The organism is Paludibaculum fermentans (genome assembly GCF_051172195.1).
Lineage (GTDB): Bacteria > Acidobacteriota > Terriglobia > Bryobacterales > Bryobacteraceae > Paludibaculum > Paludibaculum fermentans_A.
The window spans coordinates 3203552-3224983 of record NZ_JBPJAQ010000001.1; the positions used below are offsets into that span (position 1 = coordinate 3203552).

Annotated in this window: 13 protein-coding genes; 9 read left to right on the forward strand and 4 right to left on the reverse strand. The window is 62.9% G+C overall.

Annotated elements, in window-relative coordinates; translation table 11 throughout:
- The first annotated feature begins 36 nt into the window (after positions 1-36).
- The 3 genes from ACR9Y2_RS13025 to ACR9Y2_RS13035 all read left to right on the forward strand — a co-directional run bounded on the left by ACR9Y2_RS13025 (position 37) and on the right by ACR9Y2_RS13035 (position 4613).
- Positions 37-483, forward strand: a complete 447-nt coding sequence (locus tag ACR9Y2_RS13025; protein ID WP_435041742.1) for a DinB family protein — start codon at positions 37-39, stop codon at positions 481-483.
- A 145-nt stretch (positions 484-628) separates the two neighbouring features.
- Positions 629-1957, forward strand: coding sequence for a sugar porter family MFS transporter (locus tag ACR9Y2_RS13030; protein ID WP_435041744.1), 1329 nt, complete (start codon positions 629-631; stop codon positions 1955-1957).
- 46 nt (positions 1958-2003) lie between these two features.
- Positions 2004-4613, forward strand: coding sequence for a glycoside hydrolase family 2 (locus tag ACR9Y2_RS13035; RefSeq protein ID WP_435041745.1), 2610 nt, complete (start codon positions 2004-2006; stop codon positions 4611-4613).
- Positions 4614-4639: 26 nt separating this feature from the next.
- On the opposite strand, the gene ACR9Y2_RS13040 is transcribed toward ACR9Y2_RS13035, so the two are convergent.
- The gene (locus ACR9Y2_RS13040; RefSeq protein ID WP_435041746.1) at positions 4640-6541 is read right to left on the reverse strand and encodes a glycoside hydrolase family 127 protein; all 1902 of its coding nucleotides are present in this window, start codon (positions 6539-6541) and stop codon (positions 4640-4642) included.
- Positions 6542-6745: 204 nt separating this feature from the next.
- Between ACR9Y2_RS13040 and ACR9Y2_RS13045 the strand changes: the two genes are divergently transcribed.
- The 6 genes from ACR9Y2_RS13045 to ACR9Y2_RS13070 all read left to right on the forward strand — a co-directional run bounded on the left by ACR9Y2_RS13045 (position 6746) and on the right by ACR9Y2_RS13070 (position 16102).
- Complete coding sequence (locus tag ACR9Y2_RS13045) at positions 6746-10036, forward strand: carboxypeptidase regulatory-like domain-containing protein (RefSeq protein WP_435041747.1); 3291 nt, start codon at positions 6746-6748, stop codon at positions 10034-10036.
- Between the two features lie 209 nt (positions 10037-10245).
- Positions 10246-12609: a glycoside hydrolase family 95 protein gene (locus ACR9Y2_RS13050; RefSeq protein WP_435041749.1), complete on the forward strand. Its 2364-nt coding sequence runs from the start codon at positions 10246-10248 to the stop codon at positions 12607-12609.
- A 120-nt stretch (positions 12610-12729) separates the two neighbouring features.
- Entirely contained in the window at positions 12730-13008 is a 279-nt protein-coding gene (locus ACR9Y2_RS13055) for a type II toxin-antitoxin system RelE/ParE family toxin (RefSeq protein ID WP_435041750.1), read from the forward strand.
- A 10-nt stretch (positions 13009-13018) separates the two neighbouring features.
- Positions 13019-13321 carry a HigA family addiction module antitoxin gene (locus tag ACR9Y2_RS13060; protein WP_435041751.1) on the forward strand — a complete coding sequence of 101 codons (303 nt, stop codon included), beginning with the start codon at positions 13019-13021 and terminating at the stop codon, positions 13319-13321.
- Between the two features lie 180 nt (positions 13322-13501).
- A complete protein-coding gene (locus ACR9Y2_RS13065; protein ID WP_435041752.1) occupies positions 13502-15523 on the forward strand; it encodes a glycoside hydrolase family 3 N-terminal domain-containing protein in 2022 nt (673 codons plus the stop codon).
- Between the two features lie 249 nt (positions 15524-15772).
- Positions 15773-16102, forward strand: coding sequence for a hypothetical protein (locus tag ACR9Y2_RS13070; protein ID WP_435041753.1), 330 nt, complete (start codon positions 15773-15775; stop codon positions 16100-16102).
- Here ACR9Y2_RS13070 and ACR9Y2_RS13075 read toward each other — a convergent pair.
- From ACR9Y2_RS13075 to ACR9Y2_RS13085, 3 genes are all read right to left on the reverse strand, one after another.
- Complete coding sequence (locus ACR9Y2_RS13075; RefSeq protein WP_435041754.1) at positions 16090-16236, reverse strand: hypothetical protein; 147 nt, start codon at positions 16234-16236, stop codon at positions 16090-16092. The genes ACR9Y2_RS13070 and ACR9Y2_RS13075 overlap by 13 nt on opposite strands.
- Positions 16237-16317: 81 nt before the next feature.
- Positions 16318-17145 (reverse strand): hypothetical protein, encoded by an 828-nt coding sequence (locus ACR9Y2_RS13080; RefSeq protein WP_435041756.1) that lies wholly within the window; start codon positions 17143-17145, stop codon positions 16318-16320.
- A gap of 599 nt (positions 17146-17744) precedes the next feature.
- Positions 17745-21326, reverse strand: a complete 3582-nt coding sequence (locus ACR9Y2_RS13085) for an InlB B-repeat-containing protein (RefSeq protein WP_435041757.1) — start codon at positions 21324-21326, stop codon at positions 17745-17747.
- Positions 21327-21432: the final 106 nt, after the last annotated feature.

Sequence of the window (21432 nt, forward strand, 5' to 3'; positions counted from 1 at the left end):
CAGCATCTGCCCCATTGCTTACAAGGAGCATAACGCTTGGCCTCTGATCTCTCTCTCCTGCTGGACGCCATCGACGAAGCCTTTGATCGCAAGTCGTGGCATGGGCCGAACCTCCGTGGTGCCTTGCGGGGCGTCACCGCGCAGGCCGCCGCTTGGCGTCCGGCGCCCGGCCGTCACAGCATCTGGGAGCTGACATTGCACTGCGCCTATTGGACTTACGTCGGCCGGCGCCGTCTCACGGGCGATAAACGCGGTTCGTTCCCCCTGAAGGGCTCGAACTTCTTTCCTGTGCCCGAGGATGCTTCGGCGATGGAATGGAAGAAGGCGATTCAGCTTCTGACGGCTCAACACAAGGAGTGGCGGGCCGCCGTGGCGCAGATGGCAAATCTCGACCGGAATAAGATCCACCTCATTCGCGGCGTGGCCGCGCACCACCTTTACCACGCCGGTCAGATTCAACTGCTCAAACGCATGCAGCCCTAGCGGGAACCGGCCCCGGCGGCTGCCGATCGTCCAACCCCTTCCAAGTCCTTCACATCCGAAACCGGCCCGTCCCCTGGCCGCTGTTTGTGATACATTCGCACCTTGCGCGCGACAAGCTCCGCCGCTATCGCGCAGGCCGCTATCTATGAAGCTCAACTCCTATCTGTTGAAGGCAACCATTGTGGCCGCCCTGGGTGGGCTGCTCTTTGGGTTCGATACCGCCGTCATCGCGGGTGCCACCCACGCCCTCACCACCGTCTACGCCCTCACGCCCAGCCTGCTCGGGTTCACTGTCGCCTCCGCCCTCTACGGCACGATTCTCGGTTCCATCTTCGCCGGCATTCCGGGTGATAAATACGGCCGCCGCGCCAGCCTGCGCGTCCTGGCCGTCTTTTACCTGCTCTCCGCTCTCGGCTGTGCCTTCGCCTGGGATTGGTATTCGTTTGTCACCGCCCGCTTCCTGGGAGGTTTGGCCATCGGCGGATCCTCGGTGCTCGGGCCCATGTATATCGCCGAAATTGCTCCGGCCCGCTGGCGTGGCCGCCTGGTGGGCATGTTCCAGTTCAATATCGTCTTCGGCATCCTGCTCGCTTACTTCTCTAACTTCATGGTTGGGCTGGCCGGTTTGGGCGACTCGGAGTGGCGTTGGAAACTCGGCGTAGCCGCGTTTCCCGCCGCGTTTTTCCTCGTGATGCTCTTCACCATTCCCGAGAGCCCGCGCTGGCTGGTCAAGATGCGCCGCGCACCCGAAGCCAGCGAGATTCTCCGGCTCAGCGGTGAACCCAATTACAAAGCAGAACTCACCGACATCGTTAAGTCCATTGATGCCGATCACGGCCATGCCAACGAGCCGTTGTTCTCCTGGAAATACCGCTTTCCCATCTTTCTCGCGGTCACCATCGGCATGTTCAACCAGTTGAGTGGCATCAATGCCATCCTTTACTACCTGAACGACATCTTCGCCCAGGCCGGGTTCTCCAAAGTCTCGGGCGACCTGCAGGCCGTGGCCATCGGTGCCACCAACCTGCTGGCGACCATGCTGGCCATGACCGTCATCGACAAAATCGGCCGCAAGACCATGCTGCTGGTCGGGTCAGTCGGCACCGCCATCTGCCTGGCCGGCGTCTCCTGGATCTTCTCCACCAAAGCCAATCAGCACCTGCTCGTCTGGCTCCTGGTCGGTTTCATCGCCTTCTTTGCCTTTTCCCAGGGCGCGGTCATCTGGGTCTACCTCAGCGAAGTCTTCCCCAATCGCGTTCGCGCCAAGGGGCAGTCACTCGGCAGCTTCACTCACTGGGCCGCCAACGCCGTCCTTTCCGGCATCTTCCCGGTGATTGCCGCCACCTCCGGCGCGGCGCCTTTCGTCTTCTTCGCGGTCATGATGGCTGTTCAGTTCTTCGTCGTGCTGCTGTGGTATCCGGAGACCAAGGGCCATTCCCTCGAAGAAATGCAGAAACGCCTGGGTATCGAATAATCCAGAGCGCGGCCGCCGTCGGAGATTCGGATATAGTAGTCCGTGAATGCGCCGACTTGTCTCTGTACTCCTTCTGGCTGCGGGCATCCTGCACGGTCAGGCCGCCCGTCTTGACCTCTCCGGTGAGTGGACGTTCGAAGGCGGCCGGATCTTCCTGCCCGGCAGCACCGACCAGGCGGGCTATGGCAAGAAGACCGAAGGCGCCGAGAAGGGCTGGCTCTCCCGTCCCGCCACCTTTGAAGGCGCTGTCCATTTCGAACGCTCCATCCTGATACCCGAGCCGTGGCGCGGCCACCACATCACCCTGTTCCTGGAGCGTGCCCATTGGCAGACAACCCTCGAAGTCGATGGCCAGGCGATCGGTACCCGCAACAGCCTCTCCACGCCCCACGTCTATGACGTCTCGCAGGCCCTCACCCCGGGGCTGCATAAGCTGCGCATCGAAGTAGACAACAGTTACAAGATTGATGTCGGCCGCGACGCGCACAGCGTCGGGGAACACACACAAACCAACTGGAACGGCATCATCGGCCGCATCGAACTGCGCGCCACGCCACCGGTTTGGATCGAAGATGCCCAGGTCTACTCCCAGGGCCGCGTCGAGGTCACCTTGCGCAATTCGACCGGACGCCCTGTCGATGCCGAACTTCGCGCTGGGAACTCTTTCCTCAAGGTCACGGCCCTCGACGCCGAGCGCAAAGTCGTTCTCACCCTGCCGCCCGATCCTGCCGCCAAGAAGTGGGACGAGTACGAAGGCAACCTGCAATCCCAGGAAGTCACCCTCATCGCGGGCGCCATCAATCAGCGCTACCAGCTCAACTACGGCCTCCGTGAGTTCACCACTGCCGGAGGGCAGTTCCGGCTCAACGGCCGGCCCCTGCTGCTCCGCGCCACGCTCGAGTGCAGCATCTTCCCCCTCACCGGCTATCCGCCCACCAGCGAAGCCGCCTGGGAGCGCCTGTATCGCATCGCCCGCGAGCACGGTCTCAACTCCTTCCGCTTTCATTCCTGGTGCCCGCCCGAGGCTGCCTTCGCCGCGGCCGACCGCGCCGGGTTCCTCCTCTACGTCGAGCTTCCTGTATGGAGCGGCAAGGCCGGCCTCGACGAGAAACTGGATGGTTTCATGCGCCAGGAGGGCTTCCGCATCCTTCGCGCCTATGGCAACCATCCCTCGTTCATCGCCATGGGACTGGGCAATGAACTGCGCGGCGATTTCAAGTTCATGGACAATCTGGTCGGCGAATTCATCCAGGCCGATCCGCGCCGCCTCTTCACGTTCTCGGCTGACTACGTGCGCCTCGTCCCGGGCGAGACCTCTGAGTTCTACATCGCCCAACGCACCAAAGGCGGCTACCTCCGCATCCACGGCGATCGCTGGGAGAAGACTTTCACAGGCACCGATATCGACTATGCCAAGCGCATGGAAGGCATCACCGTGCCACTCGTGGCCCACGAACTGGGCCAGTGGGTGACCTATCCCGACTACCGGGAAATTGCCAAATACACCGGCGTCCTCAAGCCCCGTAATCTGGAAGCCTTCCGCGCGAAGCTCGAGTCCCAGGGCATGCTCGATCAGGCCGAGGCTTTCCAGCAGGCCTCCGGACGCTTCGCGTGGCAACTCTACAAGGAGGACATCGAGTCCGTCCTGCGTACGCCCGGCATCGGGGGCTACCAGTTGCTGCAGCTCCAGGACTTCCCGGGACAGGGAGAGGCCCTCATCGGCTTGCTGGACTCGTTCTGGGACTCCAAGGGCCTCCTCACACCGCAGCAGATGAATAACTTCGCCGGCCCTGTCGTGCCGCTCGCACGCTTCTCCAAGTTTGTCTGGACCAACGACGAGACTTTCACCGCCAGAACGGAGATTGCCAATTACAGCAAACGGCCACTCGCCGGCGCCGCGCGCTGGACGCTCACCGATGAGTCCGGTCAGTCCATTGGTACAGGCACCCTCCCCTCAATCAAGGCTCCAGTGGGCGAACTCACGCCCCTCATGGAAATCCACGCCCCGCTGGCGGCCGTGCACCGGGCCGCCCGGCTCAAACTCACCGTCTCTCTCTCCGGCTTCCAGAACGATTGGGATATCTGGGTCTATCCGAAACAGCTCGAAACGGCCGCGTCCGCGGGCATCCTTGTCACCTCGTCATTCAACGAGGCCGCTCGCCGCGAACTTCAGCAGGGAGGCCGTGTCCTGCTGCTGGCGAAGTCCGCCGGGCTGCCCATGAGCTTCCAGCCTGTCTTCTGGTCGCTCAGCTGGTTCCCCAAACAGGACGGCACGATGGGCGTCCTGTGCGACCCCGCCCACCCGGCCCTGAAAGCCTTCCCCAACGAAGGCCACTCCAATTGGCAGTGGTGGGAGCTCACTCACCAGGCCAAGGCATTTCTCTTGGACGGCCAGCCCCTGGCCCTGCGGCCCGTGGTCCAGGTGATCGATGATTACCATCGCAACCACCGCCTGGGCGCGGTCGTGGAAGCCGCGGTGGGGAAGGGAAGGCTCCTCGCCGTTTCGCTCGACCTCGAGTCCGATCTCGACCACCGGCCCGTCGCCCGCCAGCTCTATCGCGCTCTGCTGGACTACATGGCAAGCCCCGCCTTTGCGCCAGCCGTCGAGCTCACTCCGGCGCAGGTGGAGCAGATTCTTAAGCCGGCGAAACCCTAACGCCGGCGCAGGCTCCGTCTGCATCCTCAGCGCGCTGGTTGATCTCTGGGTGTCTGGGGTACCTGCACCGCCGGCAGCCAAACCTGCATTCTCGCCGGACCCCTGTTGTGAAAGACGTAGTAAGGAACGAAGGTCAGCTCAGCCTGTTTGCCCGGCTTCAACTCCTTCGTCGAATAGAGCGGCGAGGACTCCAGCGGCGCGCCGAACGTCAGGCCCTTGTGATGCAGCACGGTGATCCCGCCCAGCAGCCCGGGCTTCTGCTCCGGCACCAACGCCGCAGGCAGTGAGACCGCCACATCGAAGACCGGCGTCCCCGCCTGGTCTTCCTGCTCCAGGCAGTACACCAGAGGGCCTCTCTGAACCGTCACCTTGCCGTAATCCTCCGGCACCCGCGGATTCGCCCTCAGCAGCCGCGGTTCCATGTCCAGGCCCACCCGCACCCGGTCGCCCGCCTTCCACTCGCGGCGCAAGGCCACATAGGTGTTGGGGCTGACCTTCTGACCTGCCGCCTTCCCATTGATCCAGATCACACTCTTCTCCGACCAGCCCGGGATCCTCACGTAGAGCGTAAAGGTCTCCGGCTTCTCCGGATTCACTGCAATCTCCACATCTCCGGCCCACGGTTGCCCGGTCTTCACCTCCGCCTGGATCCTCGTTCCCGACTCCAGTCGCCAGTCAAGTTTACTGTTGTCAAAAAAATGAACCCAGATCCCATCTTTTGAAGTGGAGTAAAAATATCCGCCCAGGGCCGCGAACGTCCGCTGCAGGTTCGGAGGGCAGCAGCAAGTGTCATACCAGGGATTTCGGATCTTTTCTCCGCCACTCGCCAGCGGATTCCGGTAGCAGTACAGCGTGCCGTCCAGCGACATCCCGGAATTGATCCCGTTGTACAGCGCCCGCTCCATCACATCCGTATACTTCGCGTCGCCCGTCGCCGCCAGCATCCGTTGGTTGAACAGGAAGCCCGCAATCGCCGCGCACGACTCCGTATATGCCTGCCGGTTTGGCAACTCATACGAGTCTCCAAACGACTCGCCCGATGCTCTCGAGCCCACTCCGCCCGTGACGAACATCTTGCTGTTTACCAGGTCCGCCCACAGCTTCTCCAGCGTCTTCCAGTAGGCCGGATCGCCGGTTTCCAGGTAGTAGTCTGCCGCGCCCGTCGCCGCATACAGCGCCCTTACCGCGTGCCCCTCGAATTGGGTCCGTTCAGTGAATGGACTGCCGCTGAACATGTATTCGAGTTGCGACGGCCGCAGCTTCAGCCGGTCCCGCTCCACACCACTCAGCAGATAGCCCGCAAGTTTCAGATACCGCTGGTCTCCCGTGGTTCTGTACAACTCCGCCAGGGCCAGTTCCAGTTCAGGATGCCCCGTGAGCAGCGGCTGCTTCCCCGGTCCCGTCTCCCGCAGCAGGTACTCTACAAATCGTATAGATCCGTCCAGTAACTTCCGCTTGCCTGTCACCCGGTAGTAGGCGATCGCCCCCTGGATCATGTGACCCAGGCAATACAGTTCATGTCCCGATGTCTGCTGCTGCCAGCGTTGCCCGGCGCGCTCCTCCACCCAATAGGTGTTCAGGTAGCCATCCGGCTGTTGCGCCGCCAGGATCACATCGACCAGTCTGTCGATCGTCCCTTCCAGCTTCGGATCCGGCCGCGCCGTCAACGACCATGCGGCTCCTTCTATCCACTTATACAGATCCGAGTCCGTGTACAGCGGACCCCGCCTCGGCGTATAGTCCGTCTTCGATCCCAGCCTCCGGAAGTTGTCCACCACGCCGTGTTCCTCCAGCAAGGTGAGCAGTGTCGGGATCGACCGCTCTACGGTGACTCTCTGCCTTTCCGTCCAGAACCCGCCGGTGAGTTGAACGGCTCTCACGGGCACCGGATGCAGCTTCGCCTGCGGGCTACGTGATAGCTCCAGCAAGCCTTCCTCGCGCCATGCCGGCTGGCCAAATATAGGAAAAACAAGGAGAAACAGCAGCGCGCAACATCTCATGCTTGAGTTGTACCAAATCAAAAACTGGCATGCCACATGAATTTAAGATGAAAACCAATCAGGCGTTTCAAAAAACTGGAATCCGGTTCACTTTGATGCTACACTCCATCTCGAATGCGTCTGGGAGTTCAAATGCACCATAGACTTCTTGCTTTGTTTTGCGTGTTGGGCATGTCTCTCTTTGCCCAGAACCGGGGCTCGATCTCGGGCGAGGTTCTGGATAGTACGGGAGCCCTCATCCCCAACGCGAAGGTGACTGTGTCGTCGCCAGCCATCGGCTTAACCCGCGACACGGTCAGTAATGAAAACGGATTCTTCACTGTCCCCACGCTGCAGGCCGGCAACTACGAAGTTAGGGTCGAAGCCAGTGGGTTCAAAGTGCTGACCCGTACGAGCATCAGGCTGGACGCGGATCTCGCGCTCAACCTCAAGCTCCAGATGGAAGTCGGCCAGGTTTCCGAGAGGGTGGAAGTCACCAGCGACGTCCCCATGGTGGAAACCTCCAACGGCGAAGTCTCGCGCACGCTCACCATGCAGCAGTTGCAGAACTTCGCTCTGCCGGGCCGCAATCCTTTCTACATGCTCGGCATCATGCCGGGCGTCATCTCCCGTTACGGCAACTTCATGACCGACTTCCGCGGCGGCAGCTACTCCATGGGCGGCCTCCAGGTGAACGGTCAGCGTAAGGACACCAATTTCATCGCGGTCGACGGCATCAACAATGGCCGCAACCGCGACGGCGTCCAGCAGAACAACATCCTTGGTGTCGATTTCGTGGAAGAAGTGAAGGTGGAAACCACCCACTACGCGGCTGAGTACGGCCGCTCCACCGGAGCCCAGATCAACTTCATCACGCGCCGCGGCATGCAGGACTACCACCTCTCGCTCTACGAGTTCTGGTTCAGCGACGGCTTCGCGGGCTGCCCGTTCCTGGTTCCTTGCAGCAGGAAGGGTAGAATTCGCTATCACAACTACGGCTACACGTTGGGTGGCCCCATCTACATCCCTGGCAAGTGGAACACCGAGAAGAACAAGCTTTTCTTCTTTGCCGGGTTGGAACGGCGCTATACCGCCGGGTTCAATTCCAAGACCTCTCAGGTCCCGACGACGCTCGAGCGGAATGGCGACTTCAGCGCCAGCACGATCAAACCAATCGATCCCCTCAGCGGCGCCGCCTTTCCGAACAGTATCATCCCCGTGTCCCGCATCAGCGGCCTAGGCAAAGCCCTGCAGAAGATCTATCCGGATCCGAATGCCTCACTTCCCGGGTCCAACTACTTTGCCAGCAACAGCCAGCCGACAGACAGCACTGACATGGTCTATCGTGTCGACTACAACATCAGGCCCAACTGGCAGCTGAATGTCCGCACTTTGCCGGGAACCCAGGACTTCACGTCCTACTTCGACAATACCGGCAACAACATCCCCCTGTTCCAGGTCCATCGCAAGCGATACGGCGACAACTGGGTGGCCAGCCTCAACACAGCTATCAACGCGACCACCATCAACGAGTTCAGCGTCGGCTACTCGGGCTATCGCGAAGGCTTTGACATCGTCGGCAACGGCGGCAAGCGAGCCACCTACGGTATCAGCTTCCCGTCGCTGTTCTCCATCAACAACCCGGACCGTATCCCGGCCGTCAACATCAGCACCTACACGGGGCTTGGTGGTGGACAGGCCAACTACGCTCGCACGCCCACGTTTATCGTGAGGGAGAACTTCACCAAGATCCTGGGAGCGCACACGATCAAAGCGGGCATCTACCTGGAAAACATGAACATGAACGAGGTGAACAATTCGAACGACAACGGTACGTTCAATTTCACGAGTTCATCATCCAACCCCGGGAACACCCTTAACCCATGGGCCAACGCACTCTTGGGCAACTTTGATTCCTACAGCGAGTCAGGTCCTGCGGTGCAGACGGTATACAAAGCATTCGACCGCGAATTCTACGTGCAGGACAACTGGCGTGTGAACCGCCGCCTTTCCGTTGAGCTTGGGCTGCGTTGGGCGCTCATCTCTCCCTGGGGCGCCAAACTCAATAACCTCGTGGCCTTCATGCCCCAGTTCTACGACGCCTCAAAGGCGCCGCAGTTGGCTGCGAATGGGGCAATCGTGGCCGGCACCGGCGACGCGTACAACGGCTTGGTGCTGCCTGGTTCTGGATTCCCGGATGCCGCGAAAGGGCGCCTGCCCCAGTATGGCGACGCCAGCATCACCCGCCTCTTCCGCGGTTTGCCTGACCAGTTCCACCCGCTTCGCAAGACCAATTTCCAGCCCCGCCTCAGTGTGGCATGGGACGTCTTCGGCAACGGCAAGCTCGCCGTCCGTACTGGCGCTGGCATCTTCCAGGGTGTTACCGGCATCGCTTACTCCGGCTGGTATCTTGGCGCGCGCTCTCCGCTCACTTTCAACACCACCGTGACCAACGGCAATGCCGACAATCCCGGAAGCGGCCTGGTTGGTTCAACCCAGTTCCCCATTGATGCGGGCGCACTGCCGATCGATTACAAGATGCCCACTATGTACAACTACAGCTTTGGCATCCAGACAATCCTTCCCTACAAAACCCAGTTGGATGTGAGCTACGTTGGCAACTCTGGCCGGCACCTCTCCTATCAGCGTCCGCTCAACTTCCTCACTCCGGACCAGCGCGCCGCCCATCCGACCGGCGACCTCCGTCCGTTCTATCCCTATCGCGGCCTGGGTGGCCTGAACATGGTGGAGCCTTCCGCCACGTCGAGCTATAACTCGATGCAGATGTCGGTCCGGCGCCGCACTGGCGCTCTCACCTACGCCCTTTCCTACACCCTCGGCAACATCATCGGCTACGGCAATGAAGGTGTCGCCGGTGGTCCCCAGGATCCGCTCAACGTCCGCGCGGAGAAATCCGAGTTGGAAGAAAGCCGCCGCCACTACGCCGTCATCAGCCACACCTACGAGACCCCCTGGTTCAAGAACCAACAGGGCATCCTGGGACGAGTCCTCGGTGGCTGGAGTGTCTCAGGCGTCTGGACGCTGAACAGCGGCCGCCTATTTGCCCCCTCCGTTGCCAGTTTCCCCGGCCTGATCGCGAATCGCCCTGATGTGGTCGGCAATCCCTTCCTGTCGGCCGATCAGCGCACCCTCACTAAGTACTTCAACACCGCCGCTTTCAAAGCCCCTGCTGCCTGGACCTACGGGAATTCCGGTAAGTGGGTCATCCGCGGACCCGGCTCCATCGACCTCAGCGCCTTCGCACTCAAGAATGTCCGTGTCGCCGAGAGAGTCAACCTGCAATTGCGTCTGGAAGCCTTCAACGCCCTGAATCACATGAACCTCGCCGGCTTCAATACTCAAGTCGGCAACAGCGCCTTCGGTGCGATCAACGACGTCGGCTCACCGCGCTACCTGCAGATCGGCGCCAAGCTGATGTTCTAGCCCAATCATCCAAGCCCATTCAAAGAACGCCCCGAGCCCAACCGGCCCGGGGCGTTCTCTTTTCCAAGCAAACGGAGCCGCGATCGTAAGAGAGCGGATAACCCGCGACCAAACCGCAACGACCCAATCCAGACGCAAACTCCACCAGCCCGCAAGCGCCGAACCCACCCCCATCCCGTCTCCAGTAAACTTGGATCGTCACCAACCCCATGCCACCGCAAGACCTCTCCCGCCGGGCCTTCTTCACCAGCACTCTAGCCACCCTCACCACCACGGCCACCCTGCGAGGCGAGGCCCCATCGCCAGCCTCCCCGCTCACCCTCTGGTACCGCCAGCCCGCCTCCACTTGGGTGGAAGCCCTCCCCGTCGGCAACGGCCGCCTCGGAGCCATGGTCTTCGGAGGCGTCGAGAAGGAACGCATCCAGCTCAATGAGGAGACCGTCTGGGCTGGCCACCCCCACGACGGCAACAATCCCATTGCCCTCCGCAACCTGCCCGACGTCCGCCGCCTCCTCTTCGAAGGCAAGGAGAAGGAAGCCACTGAACTCGCAGGCAACACGATGATGGGCGTCCCCAAAACCATCCAGAGCTACCAGACCCTCGGCGACCTCTGGATCGAACTCCCCGGCGCCACCCAAGTCACCGAATATCGCCGCGCCCTTGACCTCGACCAGGCCATCGCCGCCACCACCTTCCTCGTCAACGGAGCCCGCGTCACCCGCGAAGTCTTCGTCTCCGCCCCGGACCAGGTTCTCGTTGTCCGGCTCATCTCCGAGAAACCCATCCAGGCCCGCATACGCCTCGACCGCCCGGCCCAGTCCCAAACCACAGCCGACCCCGCCAACGCACGTCGCCTCTTCCTGCGCGGCCAGCTCGGCGAAGACGGCCTCCGCTTCGAAGCCCACCTCGACGCCACGGCCACCGGCGGCACCCTCAAGGCCGACGGCAATTCGCTACTCGTCGAAGGAGCCACGGAAGTCGTGCTCCGTCTCGCCGCCGCCACCAGCTACCACGACCAGCCCTGTGAGGTCATCCCCGCCAAGGCCCTGGCCAAAGCCCCCAAGACCTGGCAGGAGCTCAAAGCCCGCCACCTCGGCGACCACCAGGTCTACTTCCGCCGCGTCTCCCTCCAACTGCCCGCCAACCCGGCACTCTCGACCCTCCCCACCGACGAGCGCCTCAACAAGGTGAAAGCCGGCGAGCGCGACGAATCCCTGGCCGCCCTCTACTTCCAGTACGGCCGCTACCTCCTGCTGGGCAGTTCCCGCCCCGGCACCCTGCCAGCCAATCTCCAGGGCGTCTGGAACGAGCACCTGAAGGCCCCCTGGAACAGCGACTACCACACCAACATCAACCTCCAGATGAACTACTGGCCGGCCGAGGTGACCAACCTCTCCGAGTGCCACTTGCCGCTGTTCGACTACATGGACTCGCTCGTCCAGCCCGGCACGCGCACCGCCAAACTCCACTACAAGGCCAAAGGCTGGGTCGTCCATCACCTCTCCGATATCTTCGGCTTCACCCAACCCGCTGACGGCACGCAGGGCATCTGGCCCATGGGCGCCGCCTGGCTCGCCCAGCACCCCTGGGAGCACTACCGCTTCACGGAAGACCGCGACTTCCTCGCCAAACGCGCCTATCCCCTCATGAAGGGCGCAGCCGAGTTCATCCTCGACTTCCTGGTAGAAGCGCCGGCCGGCACGCCCGTCGCGGGCATGCTCGTCACCGCGCCCTCGCACTCGCCCGAGAACCGCTTCCGCAAGCCCGACGGCACGGTCTCGATGTTCACCTACGCCGCGACCATGGACAATTCCATCATTCGCGACTTGCTGGGCAACGTCATCGCCGCGTCCAGGATCCTGAACACCGACGCCGACTTCCGCGCCCGCTGCGAAGCGGCCATCGTCCGCCTGCCTCCGTTAAAGATCAGCGAGCGCACGGGCCGCCTGATGGAGTGGGTGGAGGACTACGACGAACCCGAGCCCCAGCACCGCCACGTCTCGCATCTCTTCGCGCTGCACCCCAGCGAGCAGATCAGCGTGCGCAAAACGCCCGAGCTCGCCGCCGCCGCCCGCAAGACCCTGGAAGTGCGAGGCGACAAATCCACCGGCTGGTCAACTGCCTGGAAGATGAACTTCTGGGCCCGCCTCCAGGACCCCGAGCGCGCCTACAAACTCTGGACGATGCTAATCACCACCTGCACCCTTCCGAACCTCTTCGACACGCACCCGCCATTCCAGATCGACGGCAACTTCGGAGGCACGGCCGGCATCGCCGAAATGCTGCTGCAGAGCCACAGTGGCGAGATCCATCTGTTACCGGCGCTACCGGCCGCCTGGGCAGACGGGAAGGTGACGGGCCTAAGGGCAAGAGGCTCAGTCGATGTAGACATGGAGTGGAAAGGCGGAAAGCTCAAGAGCGCGCAGCTCCGGTCGCGGGTGGCTCGGACTGTACGAGTCCGTTACGCAGGAGATCTGAAGGTGAGGTCCGGGAAGTCGGAAGCGAAGACCAGGATAGAGGACGGAGCTGTGGTTTTCGAGGCGGCGGTGAACCGCGGCTACACGATCTCGTGAACCGGTACGCAATCACGAACTACCCGCGCGTCCCAACGCCGCCCCCCCAGGACTCGCCGTGACGATCGCGTCCGGCTACCCGGTAGGCATAGTATGTGTCGCGTAGTACACTAAACATGTATGATTCGTTCGTTCCGCTGTGCCGAGGCCAAAACGATCCATGAGGGATTTGGCAGCCGGATGTTTCGCGGAATCGAACTACAGGCGCGTAAGCGGCTGCGCTGGCTGGATGCGGCAACGAGCTTGGCTGATCTTGGGGCCATTCGAGGCAACCACCTGGAAGCCCTGAAGGGGGACCGACTCGGCCAGTACAGCATCCGTATCAACGAGCGCTGGCGGATCTGCTTCGTGTGGCGGGACGGAAACGCGCACGATGTCGAGATAGTGGATTACCACTGAGTGGAGAATCATGGCACACCGAAAAAAGCTTCCCCCCATCCACCCGGGCGAACTACTGCGGGATGAACTGGACGAAATCGGAGTCAGTCTGAACGAACTGGGACGCGCTCTCCGAGTCCCCATGAACCGGATCAGTGCGATCGTCAACGGCAAAAGAGCGGTTACGGTGGACACCGCCATGCGCCTGGCGCGGTACTTCGGCACCTCTCCGCAGTATTGGTTGAACCTCCAGGTCGCTTACGACCTCGAGGTCGCCGAACAAGCGATTGGCGCCCGTGTCGAAAAGGAAGTGCTTCCTCGGACAGCCGCCTGACACCTGGGAAGGAATGCTCTCAGTCATATGGCACGCGGCAATCCCTCGCCGCCGGATGGAAGCCGCCACATTCCTACGATCGTCACCCGCGTCGTCGGGCATCCTCTCCACCACCAACGGGCGATCGCCGTCCATGCCCCCTTCCCCCGCCGCCCGCTCAGTAATACCATAAAAGTCCAAATGACCCGGAACTCCCGTCTACTCCTCCTGGCGCCCATCATCCTTGGTCTCACCCTACCCGCCGCCACGCCCCCCAAGCTCGCAGCGCGCAAGGCCCCCCTCCTCACCAAGGACAACCTCCAGTTCCGGGACCTCAACAAGAACGGCACCCTCGAGCCCTACGAAGACTGGCGCCTCCCCCTCGACAAACGCGTCGCCGACCTCGTCTCGCGCATGACTCCCGAAGAGAAAACCGGGCTCATGATCCACTCCTCCCTCTCCGGCTTCACCGGACCCAACGGCGAAGTCCTCGGCGTTCCGTCCACCCCCGGCCGTGGCGGTCCGCCCCGCGGAGCCGCGCCCGCGTCCAACGCCAATCGCGCCTTCCTCGGCCGCACCAACCAGAACAACGTCGAGCCCATGGGCAGCGCCAACCCCACCCAGTTGGTCGTCGAGCGCAACGTCCGCTACATCCTCGTCCGCCCCAATGCCGGGGAGCCGCCCGAGATCACTGCCAGGTTCCACAACGGCCTCCAGGAACTCGCCGAGGCCAGCCGCCTCGGCATCCCCATCGTCTTCAGCACCGACCCGCGCCACGGCATCGCCCGCCTCGGAGCCGGCAAGCCCGTCCTCTCCCAATGGCCCGACCAGCTCGGCCTCGCCGCCGCCCGTGATCCCGAACTCACTCGCCAGTTCGGTCAGATCGCCGCCCGCGAACTGCGCGCCATCGGCATCCAATGCCTCCTCGGACCCATGGCCGACATTGCCACCGAGCCCCGCTGGAACCGCATCAGCGGCACCTTCGGCGAAGACCCCAACCTGAACGCCATGCTCATCAAGGCGATCGTCGAAGGCTTCCAGGGCAAGCAACTCGGCCCCGAAAGTGTCATGACGGTGACCAAGCACTTCCCAGGAGACGGCCCCGTGAAGGACGGCTACGACGGCCACAACAACTACGGCAAGTGGACCATCTACCCCGGGAGCCAGTTCGACCTCCACCTCCTCCCGTTCCGTGCCGCCTTCGAAGCCGGCACTGGCGGCATCATGGGCGGCTACTTCATCCCGGTCGGCAAGGACACCGTCGCCATCAACTTCTCCAAAGTCATGATCAACGGCTTGCTGCGCGAGAGAATGGGCTTCCAGGGAATGGTCGTTACAGACTGGCTGCGCAACATGCCGTGGGGTGTTGAGAAGCTCTCTGAGAAAGAACGCCAGAAGATGATGGTGCTCGCGGGCATCGATCAGATCGGCGGAGATAACGACCCCTCCGTCATCCTCGCCAGCGTCAAGGACGGCGGCATCCCCACGGCTGTCCTCGACACCGCCGCGCGCCGCATCCTCCGGCCCATCTTCCAGCTCGGTCTCTTCGAAAACCCTTACGTCGATCCCGGCCAGGCCAAGGCGGCCGTAGCCAGCGACGCGAGCCTCGCCAAGGGCTACGAAGCGCAGGTGCGCTCCACGGTCCTCCTGAAGAACGCCGCCAACGCCCTGCCCGCCGCCACCGGCAAGCGCATCTATGTGGAAGGCATCGCCCCCGAAGCGGCCGCGCACTACGGCACCGTGGTCGATGATCCCAAGTCCGCTGACCTCGCCATCCTGCGAGTCGCCACTCCGGCCACCAACTATCCATACGGCGGAGCCTTCGCCATGGGCATGCCGCGCGGGAACGCAGCGCCTACACCGCCGCCGCCGGTGGCGAACTACGGCATCACCCTCGCTTACGGCAACGCGTCCAACTGGACCGTACTGGAAGGCATCCGCAAAGTGGCCGCCTCCGGCACACCCACCGTGGTGATCGTGAACCTGGACAAACCGGCCATCCTCACCGAGTTCATCGACAGCGTGGCCGGAGTCTTCGCCGCCTTCGGAGCCAGCGATGCCGCCGTCCTGGACATCGTCTTCGGCAAGGCCAAGCCGACCGGCAAGCTGCCCTTCGACATGCCCAGCGACATGCCCTCAGTAATGGCCCAGGCAGCCGACGTCCCCTTCGATGTGGATGACCCGCTGTTCAAGTTTGGATTTGGATTGACGTATGAGCACTGACCGGGCAACGGTCGCGCAAGGGACATAACCATCACAGTTGCAACCGGCCTCCGCATCCTGCTCCTACTCGCTCTGGCCTGCTGCTGGGAGCCATGTCCGGCTCATGCTGCAGAGGACTCCGCGCAGGAGATCCTCCAGAAGGTCGTCGAGCGATACGCCAGTGTCACGGACTATTCCCTGCGTGTCACCACCAAGTCCAGCCAAGGCTCTTCCGGCTTCACCCTCGCTGCGGTACGCCCGCATCAATTCATGCTCCGTCAGAAGTCGAGGACCAACGGCCCCTTCGAACTCCTGCTCATCGCCGACGCCACCACTGCCTGGGGCTACCAGCCCCAACGCAAGCTGTACACCAAATCCGGCCCGGAACCGGGCGAGGAGCGATCCGAGCTGGCCCGGGCTCACAACCAATACTTCGGCCGCTTTCAGCACCTCCACCGGTTGACCGCCGCGAAAGTGGTCGGCCACGGCTCAGTGCGGTCCTACGGGCAAACGGTCCGCTGCCTCCGGGTACGCATTGAGCCCTCTGCTGAAAGCGGCGCCGAAGAACTCTGGATCGACACCACACGTCATTCGTCCTGAAAACCGTCGCCCGTCACAAACGCCCGTTCCCGGAATCCGGCGACCTCGTGACCACTACCATCTGGCACGAATGCGATCTCGACCACCCCGTCGATCCCGGCCTCTTCACCTTCCAGCCGCCGCCAGGATCGCATCGCACCAATACTCTCGAGTACCGCCAAGCAGCCATCAGGGCCGGCTGGTCATTTGCCAGTCCGGCCCTCCTGATCACTGCCTTACCTGCGCCGCGTCACTTCCGCCGACCGCACTTGCCCGCTCGCCAGGTCGACCGAACAAGAGAACCGGAATTTGGTATTGCCCCGCCAGCCCTGCCGCCCCACAGCCCGGCCCGTCACAAAATCATTCCGGCCGGGATTGTTATCCGGAGCCACATCGCTGAACGAAACATTCCGGAATCCATCACTCTGCATCCGCCGCGCGACTTCGCTCTGGCAGACCCTGATCGCCTCGGCCGTACCGCCGGCGTTCCATCGCCCGTTCTCGTTGTAATACCGGCCGTCGCGGCGGCCGCCGCCATTGTCGATTTGCGCCGAAACACCAGGATCGCCCCGCCCATCGGGCCTCTGCTCGCCTCTCGCGGAATTGCCGCCCCGGCTATCGGGCCCCATCCAGCCGCGCGTGTCCTGGCTGTTCCATTGGCCATTAGCCGACCCCCGCCATTCCAGATCCACGGTATAGCCTTCCCGGCCCCCTTGCGGGTCTTCGATCCGGAACACGATCCGGCCTCCGTTCTGGCGCGGATCCTGCAAGAGTTGTACATTGCCTCGTCCGTCGATGCCACGGAATCGGAAATCGTGTGGATTCGCGGGCATCTGTCCGTCACAGACGAACCGGCGCCAAACGGCCGGCTGCCCGGATAGATTGCGCATGCGGCCTTCGCCACCCCGCACCTCCACCTCAGCGGCGCCGTCCACGTTCACTTCGATCGTGCATTTGCCGTCCACCGCATTGCCCGTCAGCTCGGCGCGCCGCGTCACCTGCTGGGCCCCTGCCGGGATCACCATCGACGACGCCGCGATCAGCACTAGATAAAACTGATTCATAGATTCTTCCTCTTGAGACAGGTCTTGAAGAACGTGACGGAGTGCGCAGGCCGGGACAATCAAGCCCGTCTGGATTCCGCGGTTTCCGTCCCCGGCGCGGCCAATCCCTCCGCCAGGCGGTGGCGTAGCTTCGGCCCGGGCAGTCGCGCCTGCCCGTCATGGCCGAATTGCTACGCCGCCGTCGGCAGCCTCCAGGAATTGCCTTGATCGCCGGTGACACCCGGCAGAAGTGCACGCCTTGGGCCAACCGGGCACTCCACCACTTCCCGCGGCGGCAAACCCTAGGCGCCAATGGCCGCTCGGCCCGTCGGACCCGGGCAAGCCCCGTCTCAAAGGCCCACCGGCGCCGTCTGCAATTGATCGTAGGAAGTCATCTGACCGCCCGCGGTCGCCTAACTGCGCAGGCCGGCGAAGCACTCTGATAGGCGAACGCCGGGAGTAGGGAACCGTGTGGCCGCATGGCGCCGCAAACAGCTTCGAGTCGGTGGCTACGTGAGTCAGCGGCGATCCATGTCACCGCACAACCGCGCGCCTCTCATCGAACCGGTCAAAACTACGAGCCCAGCTCCAAAACTCCGCCCATTTTGTTCTCCGCACCCCTACCTCAACACATAGAACGTGCTCTGCCCCGAATACGCCCCGCCATTCGCCGTGAACCGCACCGTGAATCCCACCCGCGTCGCCGCCACCGGCCACGGAAACGTCAGCGTCTGCGAGGCCGTCTGCCCCGGCGCAATCGTCCCAAACGAAACCGGCATACCGCCCACCGTCACCGTCCCGCTCCCGGCCACCACCTGGGCTGTAATCGAGGTGACACTCACCCCGTCCGCCGCACCCGCCCCGTTATTGTTCAGCACAAACGCCAGCCGCGAAGCCGCCGGATCACTCGTGTTCCTCGGCCCCGGCACCGCCGCCAGGCTCGGCGTGCCGGCGCGGAAGTTGCCCGTCACCGACGCCGGACCGTTCATCGCCACCGAAGCTGGGTTCGTACTCCCGCTCGCCGCCCCGCTGAACCCGTTGAAGAGGAATCCACTCGCCGCTGTGGACGTCACCCGAGCGGTCACACCAGCCCCATACCAGCCGCCTCCTGCCAGCGTGCCGCCCGTCGACGGCGCCGCCGTAACGCGCAGCAGATACTGCCGCTGATACGTCGCTACGTAGGACTTGACTGCCCCGGCGGTAACGGTCCGCGAAGCCGTGGCCACTCCGTCGGACCACTGCACAAACACCTCACGTACGCCCGCGGCTCCATCCACCACCGGGGTCACCCCAATCTGATGCTGCGATCCTTCCACCCACGGGAAACTCCCCGGTGCCGCATAGGTCCGGCCATCCACGGTGAGATTCACCTGTTCTCCCAGGCTCGTGCTCAACAGGTAGTTCCCGACCACTGAGAAGTTTGCAGTCACTGCCAGTGGCGCATCCATCGTCCAGACGAATTGCCCACCCGCCGGAGCAGGGGTCACCCCGCTGAACGATCCAAACGAATAGCCCTTCGCCGGGATGCCGGACACCGTCACCTGGCTGCCCGCCAGGTAGAATCCGTCCGCACTCGCCGGCGCCGCCAAGACCATTCCGCTACCCGCTGGAATCACCACCGAAGTCACCTTGTGATACCGGTTGTACTGCGCGGCATACTGCCCTCCAGTCACGGGCACCACGATCTCGTGATCCGCCGCGCCGCTATCTGACCACGATACAAACCGGTCCACCGTCGAGGCCGCCAGCGTCCTGTCCAGGGCCACAACCCGGTGCCGGTCCCCGGGATACCACTGGAACGTCTGCGGTGAAGGATACGTGGCCTTGTCTACCCCAATCGGAGCGCCCAGGCTCGAACTCACCACCACGGGCACGGCCGCCAGGTTCACCGTCACCTTCAAGTCCGAGTAGCCCGCAACCGTAGGGTGAATCACAATCGTCGAACTGCGCGAAAAGCTCGCCGCCACCGGATTCAACTTGATCGTCAGCTTGGCGGGTGTCGTGTTGCTGGAACTATTCACCGCCAGCCAGCTATCCTTCGCTGCGAGCGTGAACGGAATGGCCCGCCCCAGCAGCGTCGTCACATCCACCCTCTCGGTCTGGGCCGAACTCAAAGTCACCACTCCTGGCGTCACTGTCATGGAATCGGCGCCCAGCGAAACCACGCTCACATCACTGGCGGTGTAGACGGAAGCGCTCGCTGCCCGCACCGGAATCTGCACCGTCACCTCCTGGCCCGCGGTCAACGTCTCGAAGTCCAGCGTGGTGTATACCGGTCCCAGCGCGCAGGTCTCCTGAAACAACACGTTGTCCAGCGTGTCCCCGTGGATGTTCGTCACCTTCAGCGCGAACGGGCCCTTCACCGTGTTCGCCGTATTGTTCTTGATCTTCACGGTCTTGCCCGTCACCGATATCGTGAACGGTGCCGTGAGTGGCGGAGCGCCCGTCAGCCGGCGGCAGCCCTTGTCTCCGGTATTGAAGAAGTTCCGCGAGAAATAGGGGATTCCGATATCGACAATGTACGGACGTGCGAGGTTCTCCGTCTCATTCCATTCGAAGGGCACCACATCCATATACTTCTCCGTCAGGCGCACCGCGAAGAATTGACCATCTCCGCCAATCCCGCCGTTGCCGCCTGTGAAATTGTCCAGCCTTCGGCCGCACAGTTCCACTGGCTCTGAGGTGTACATGCCGGTCCGATGCTGATGGCCCGAGAAGATGCCCACCACGTTGTAAGGCTTGATGATGTTCAGGAAGGTTTGCCGATTGATCGGGCCCCACCAGAGTTCTCCATCAGAAGCGTGCAGTGAAAAGTCGTCCCAGCCGAAGTGCTGGAAGAAGATCACCGGACGCCCTGAGTTGCCCACCGAATTCGCCAGGTCTTGTCTCAGCCACTCGATTCCGTCGGGATGCGTAACTTTGAACTGGAATGCCGTATCGGTACCCAGCCGGATGTCCCCCACCCACTTGTTGAGTTGCACGAGATGGTACGGACCCCAGTCCCACGAGTAGCTGTGGCTCTCCGGATCCACATTCGCCGCGCACGACGCCGCGATGCCCACATAGTTGAACATGCGCCGCCCGCAGTTGGCCGCCTCGCACTCCCCGTCCAGGTCGTGGTTGCCCAGGCCCGGCAGCATCGGGTACTGCAGCGATTCCACCAGTTGCCCCCGTTCGTAGAGCATCCGGTACGCGCCCAGTTCCTCCTGGTGCCCGTAATTCGTAATGTCACCCGTGGCCACCACCGCCTGCGGCTTGGCGATCGCGATGGGATCCATGCCGCTGCCCGCCGCCGACCACTGGATGCCCAGCGACGGCAGCATATTCATGGCGGCGACGTGCTTCACATGCTGCGCGTCCGTAATGTCGTATCCCTTCCTCAGGTGTAGATCCGTGGCCACCAGGAAGGTCACGTCCAACGGGTTGCCCTGCGGCAGCTTGAAAGCGGTGCAGTAAGGACCGGCCATGTCGCAGTTGCTCTGCGCCGTAAACGGATCGACGCGGACCGCGTTCCCTTCAGGCAGGCTGCATTTCAGGTTGCTGCACACACGCAACCCCGGCTTGCCACACGCCCCAAACGTGTCGTTCCAGTTCTGTACCACGCCAAACTGCGCCATCACCGGCGCCGCCGTTGCGGCCAGCATCAGCACCCGTCTCCAATACCGGCGAAGCCGCCACAATCCCAACACTGCCAGGCCCGTCCCCATCAGCCAGCCCCCGCCGGGCTCAGGCGTATTCACAATCACCACTTCAAACGGGAGGTTCATGCTGAACTGCGCCGGAATACATTGGCAGATCGCCGGATCGGTCGCGTAGCTATCCCACACCGTCCGGATCAACCCCGAGGTGCTGTCGCCCACCGCCGCCGCCGGATCCACCTGGTAGGCCCCGAAGCCCATCATGGCAGCGAGGTCGAAGGTCTGGCTCCACACCGCGCCGGGCGCCAGGACGAAGTTCACCGGTCCGCCCTGCGGCCCAACGTAATCGTAGTAATAGCCCAGCGCCGGATTCGTCTCCCCGAACGTGTACGAAGACACAAAGGAGATCCACTCCGCACTGTTGTTCACAATCTCGAAGCCCCAGCCCTGCGTCGAACCGGCGGTGGCATAGATCACGCCGCCCGCCGGCTTCAGGTCGATCGTTGCGCCAGGCAGACTTCCTCCCAGCCCACCCAGCATCGCCAGCAGCAGCCACATCCGCATCTTGCCTCCCCCTCCATCTCCGGCGGACGGCGGCCCGCTCAGTGCAGACAGTCTGCGGTACCGCGATCCATGCCAAGGAGTAAGAGCGGGGAGCGCGGGAGTAGAA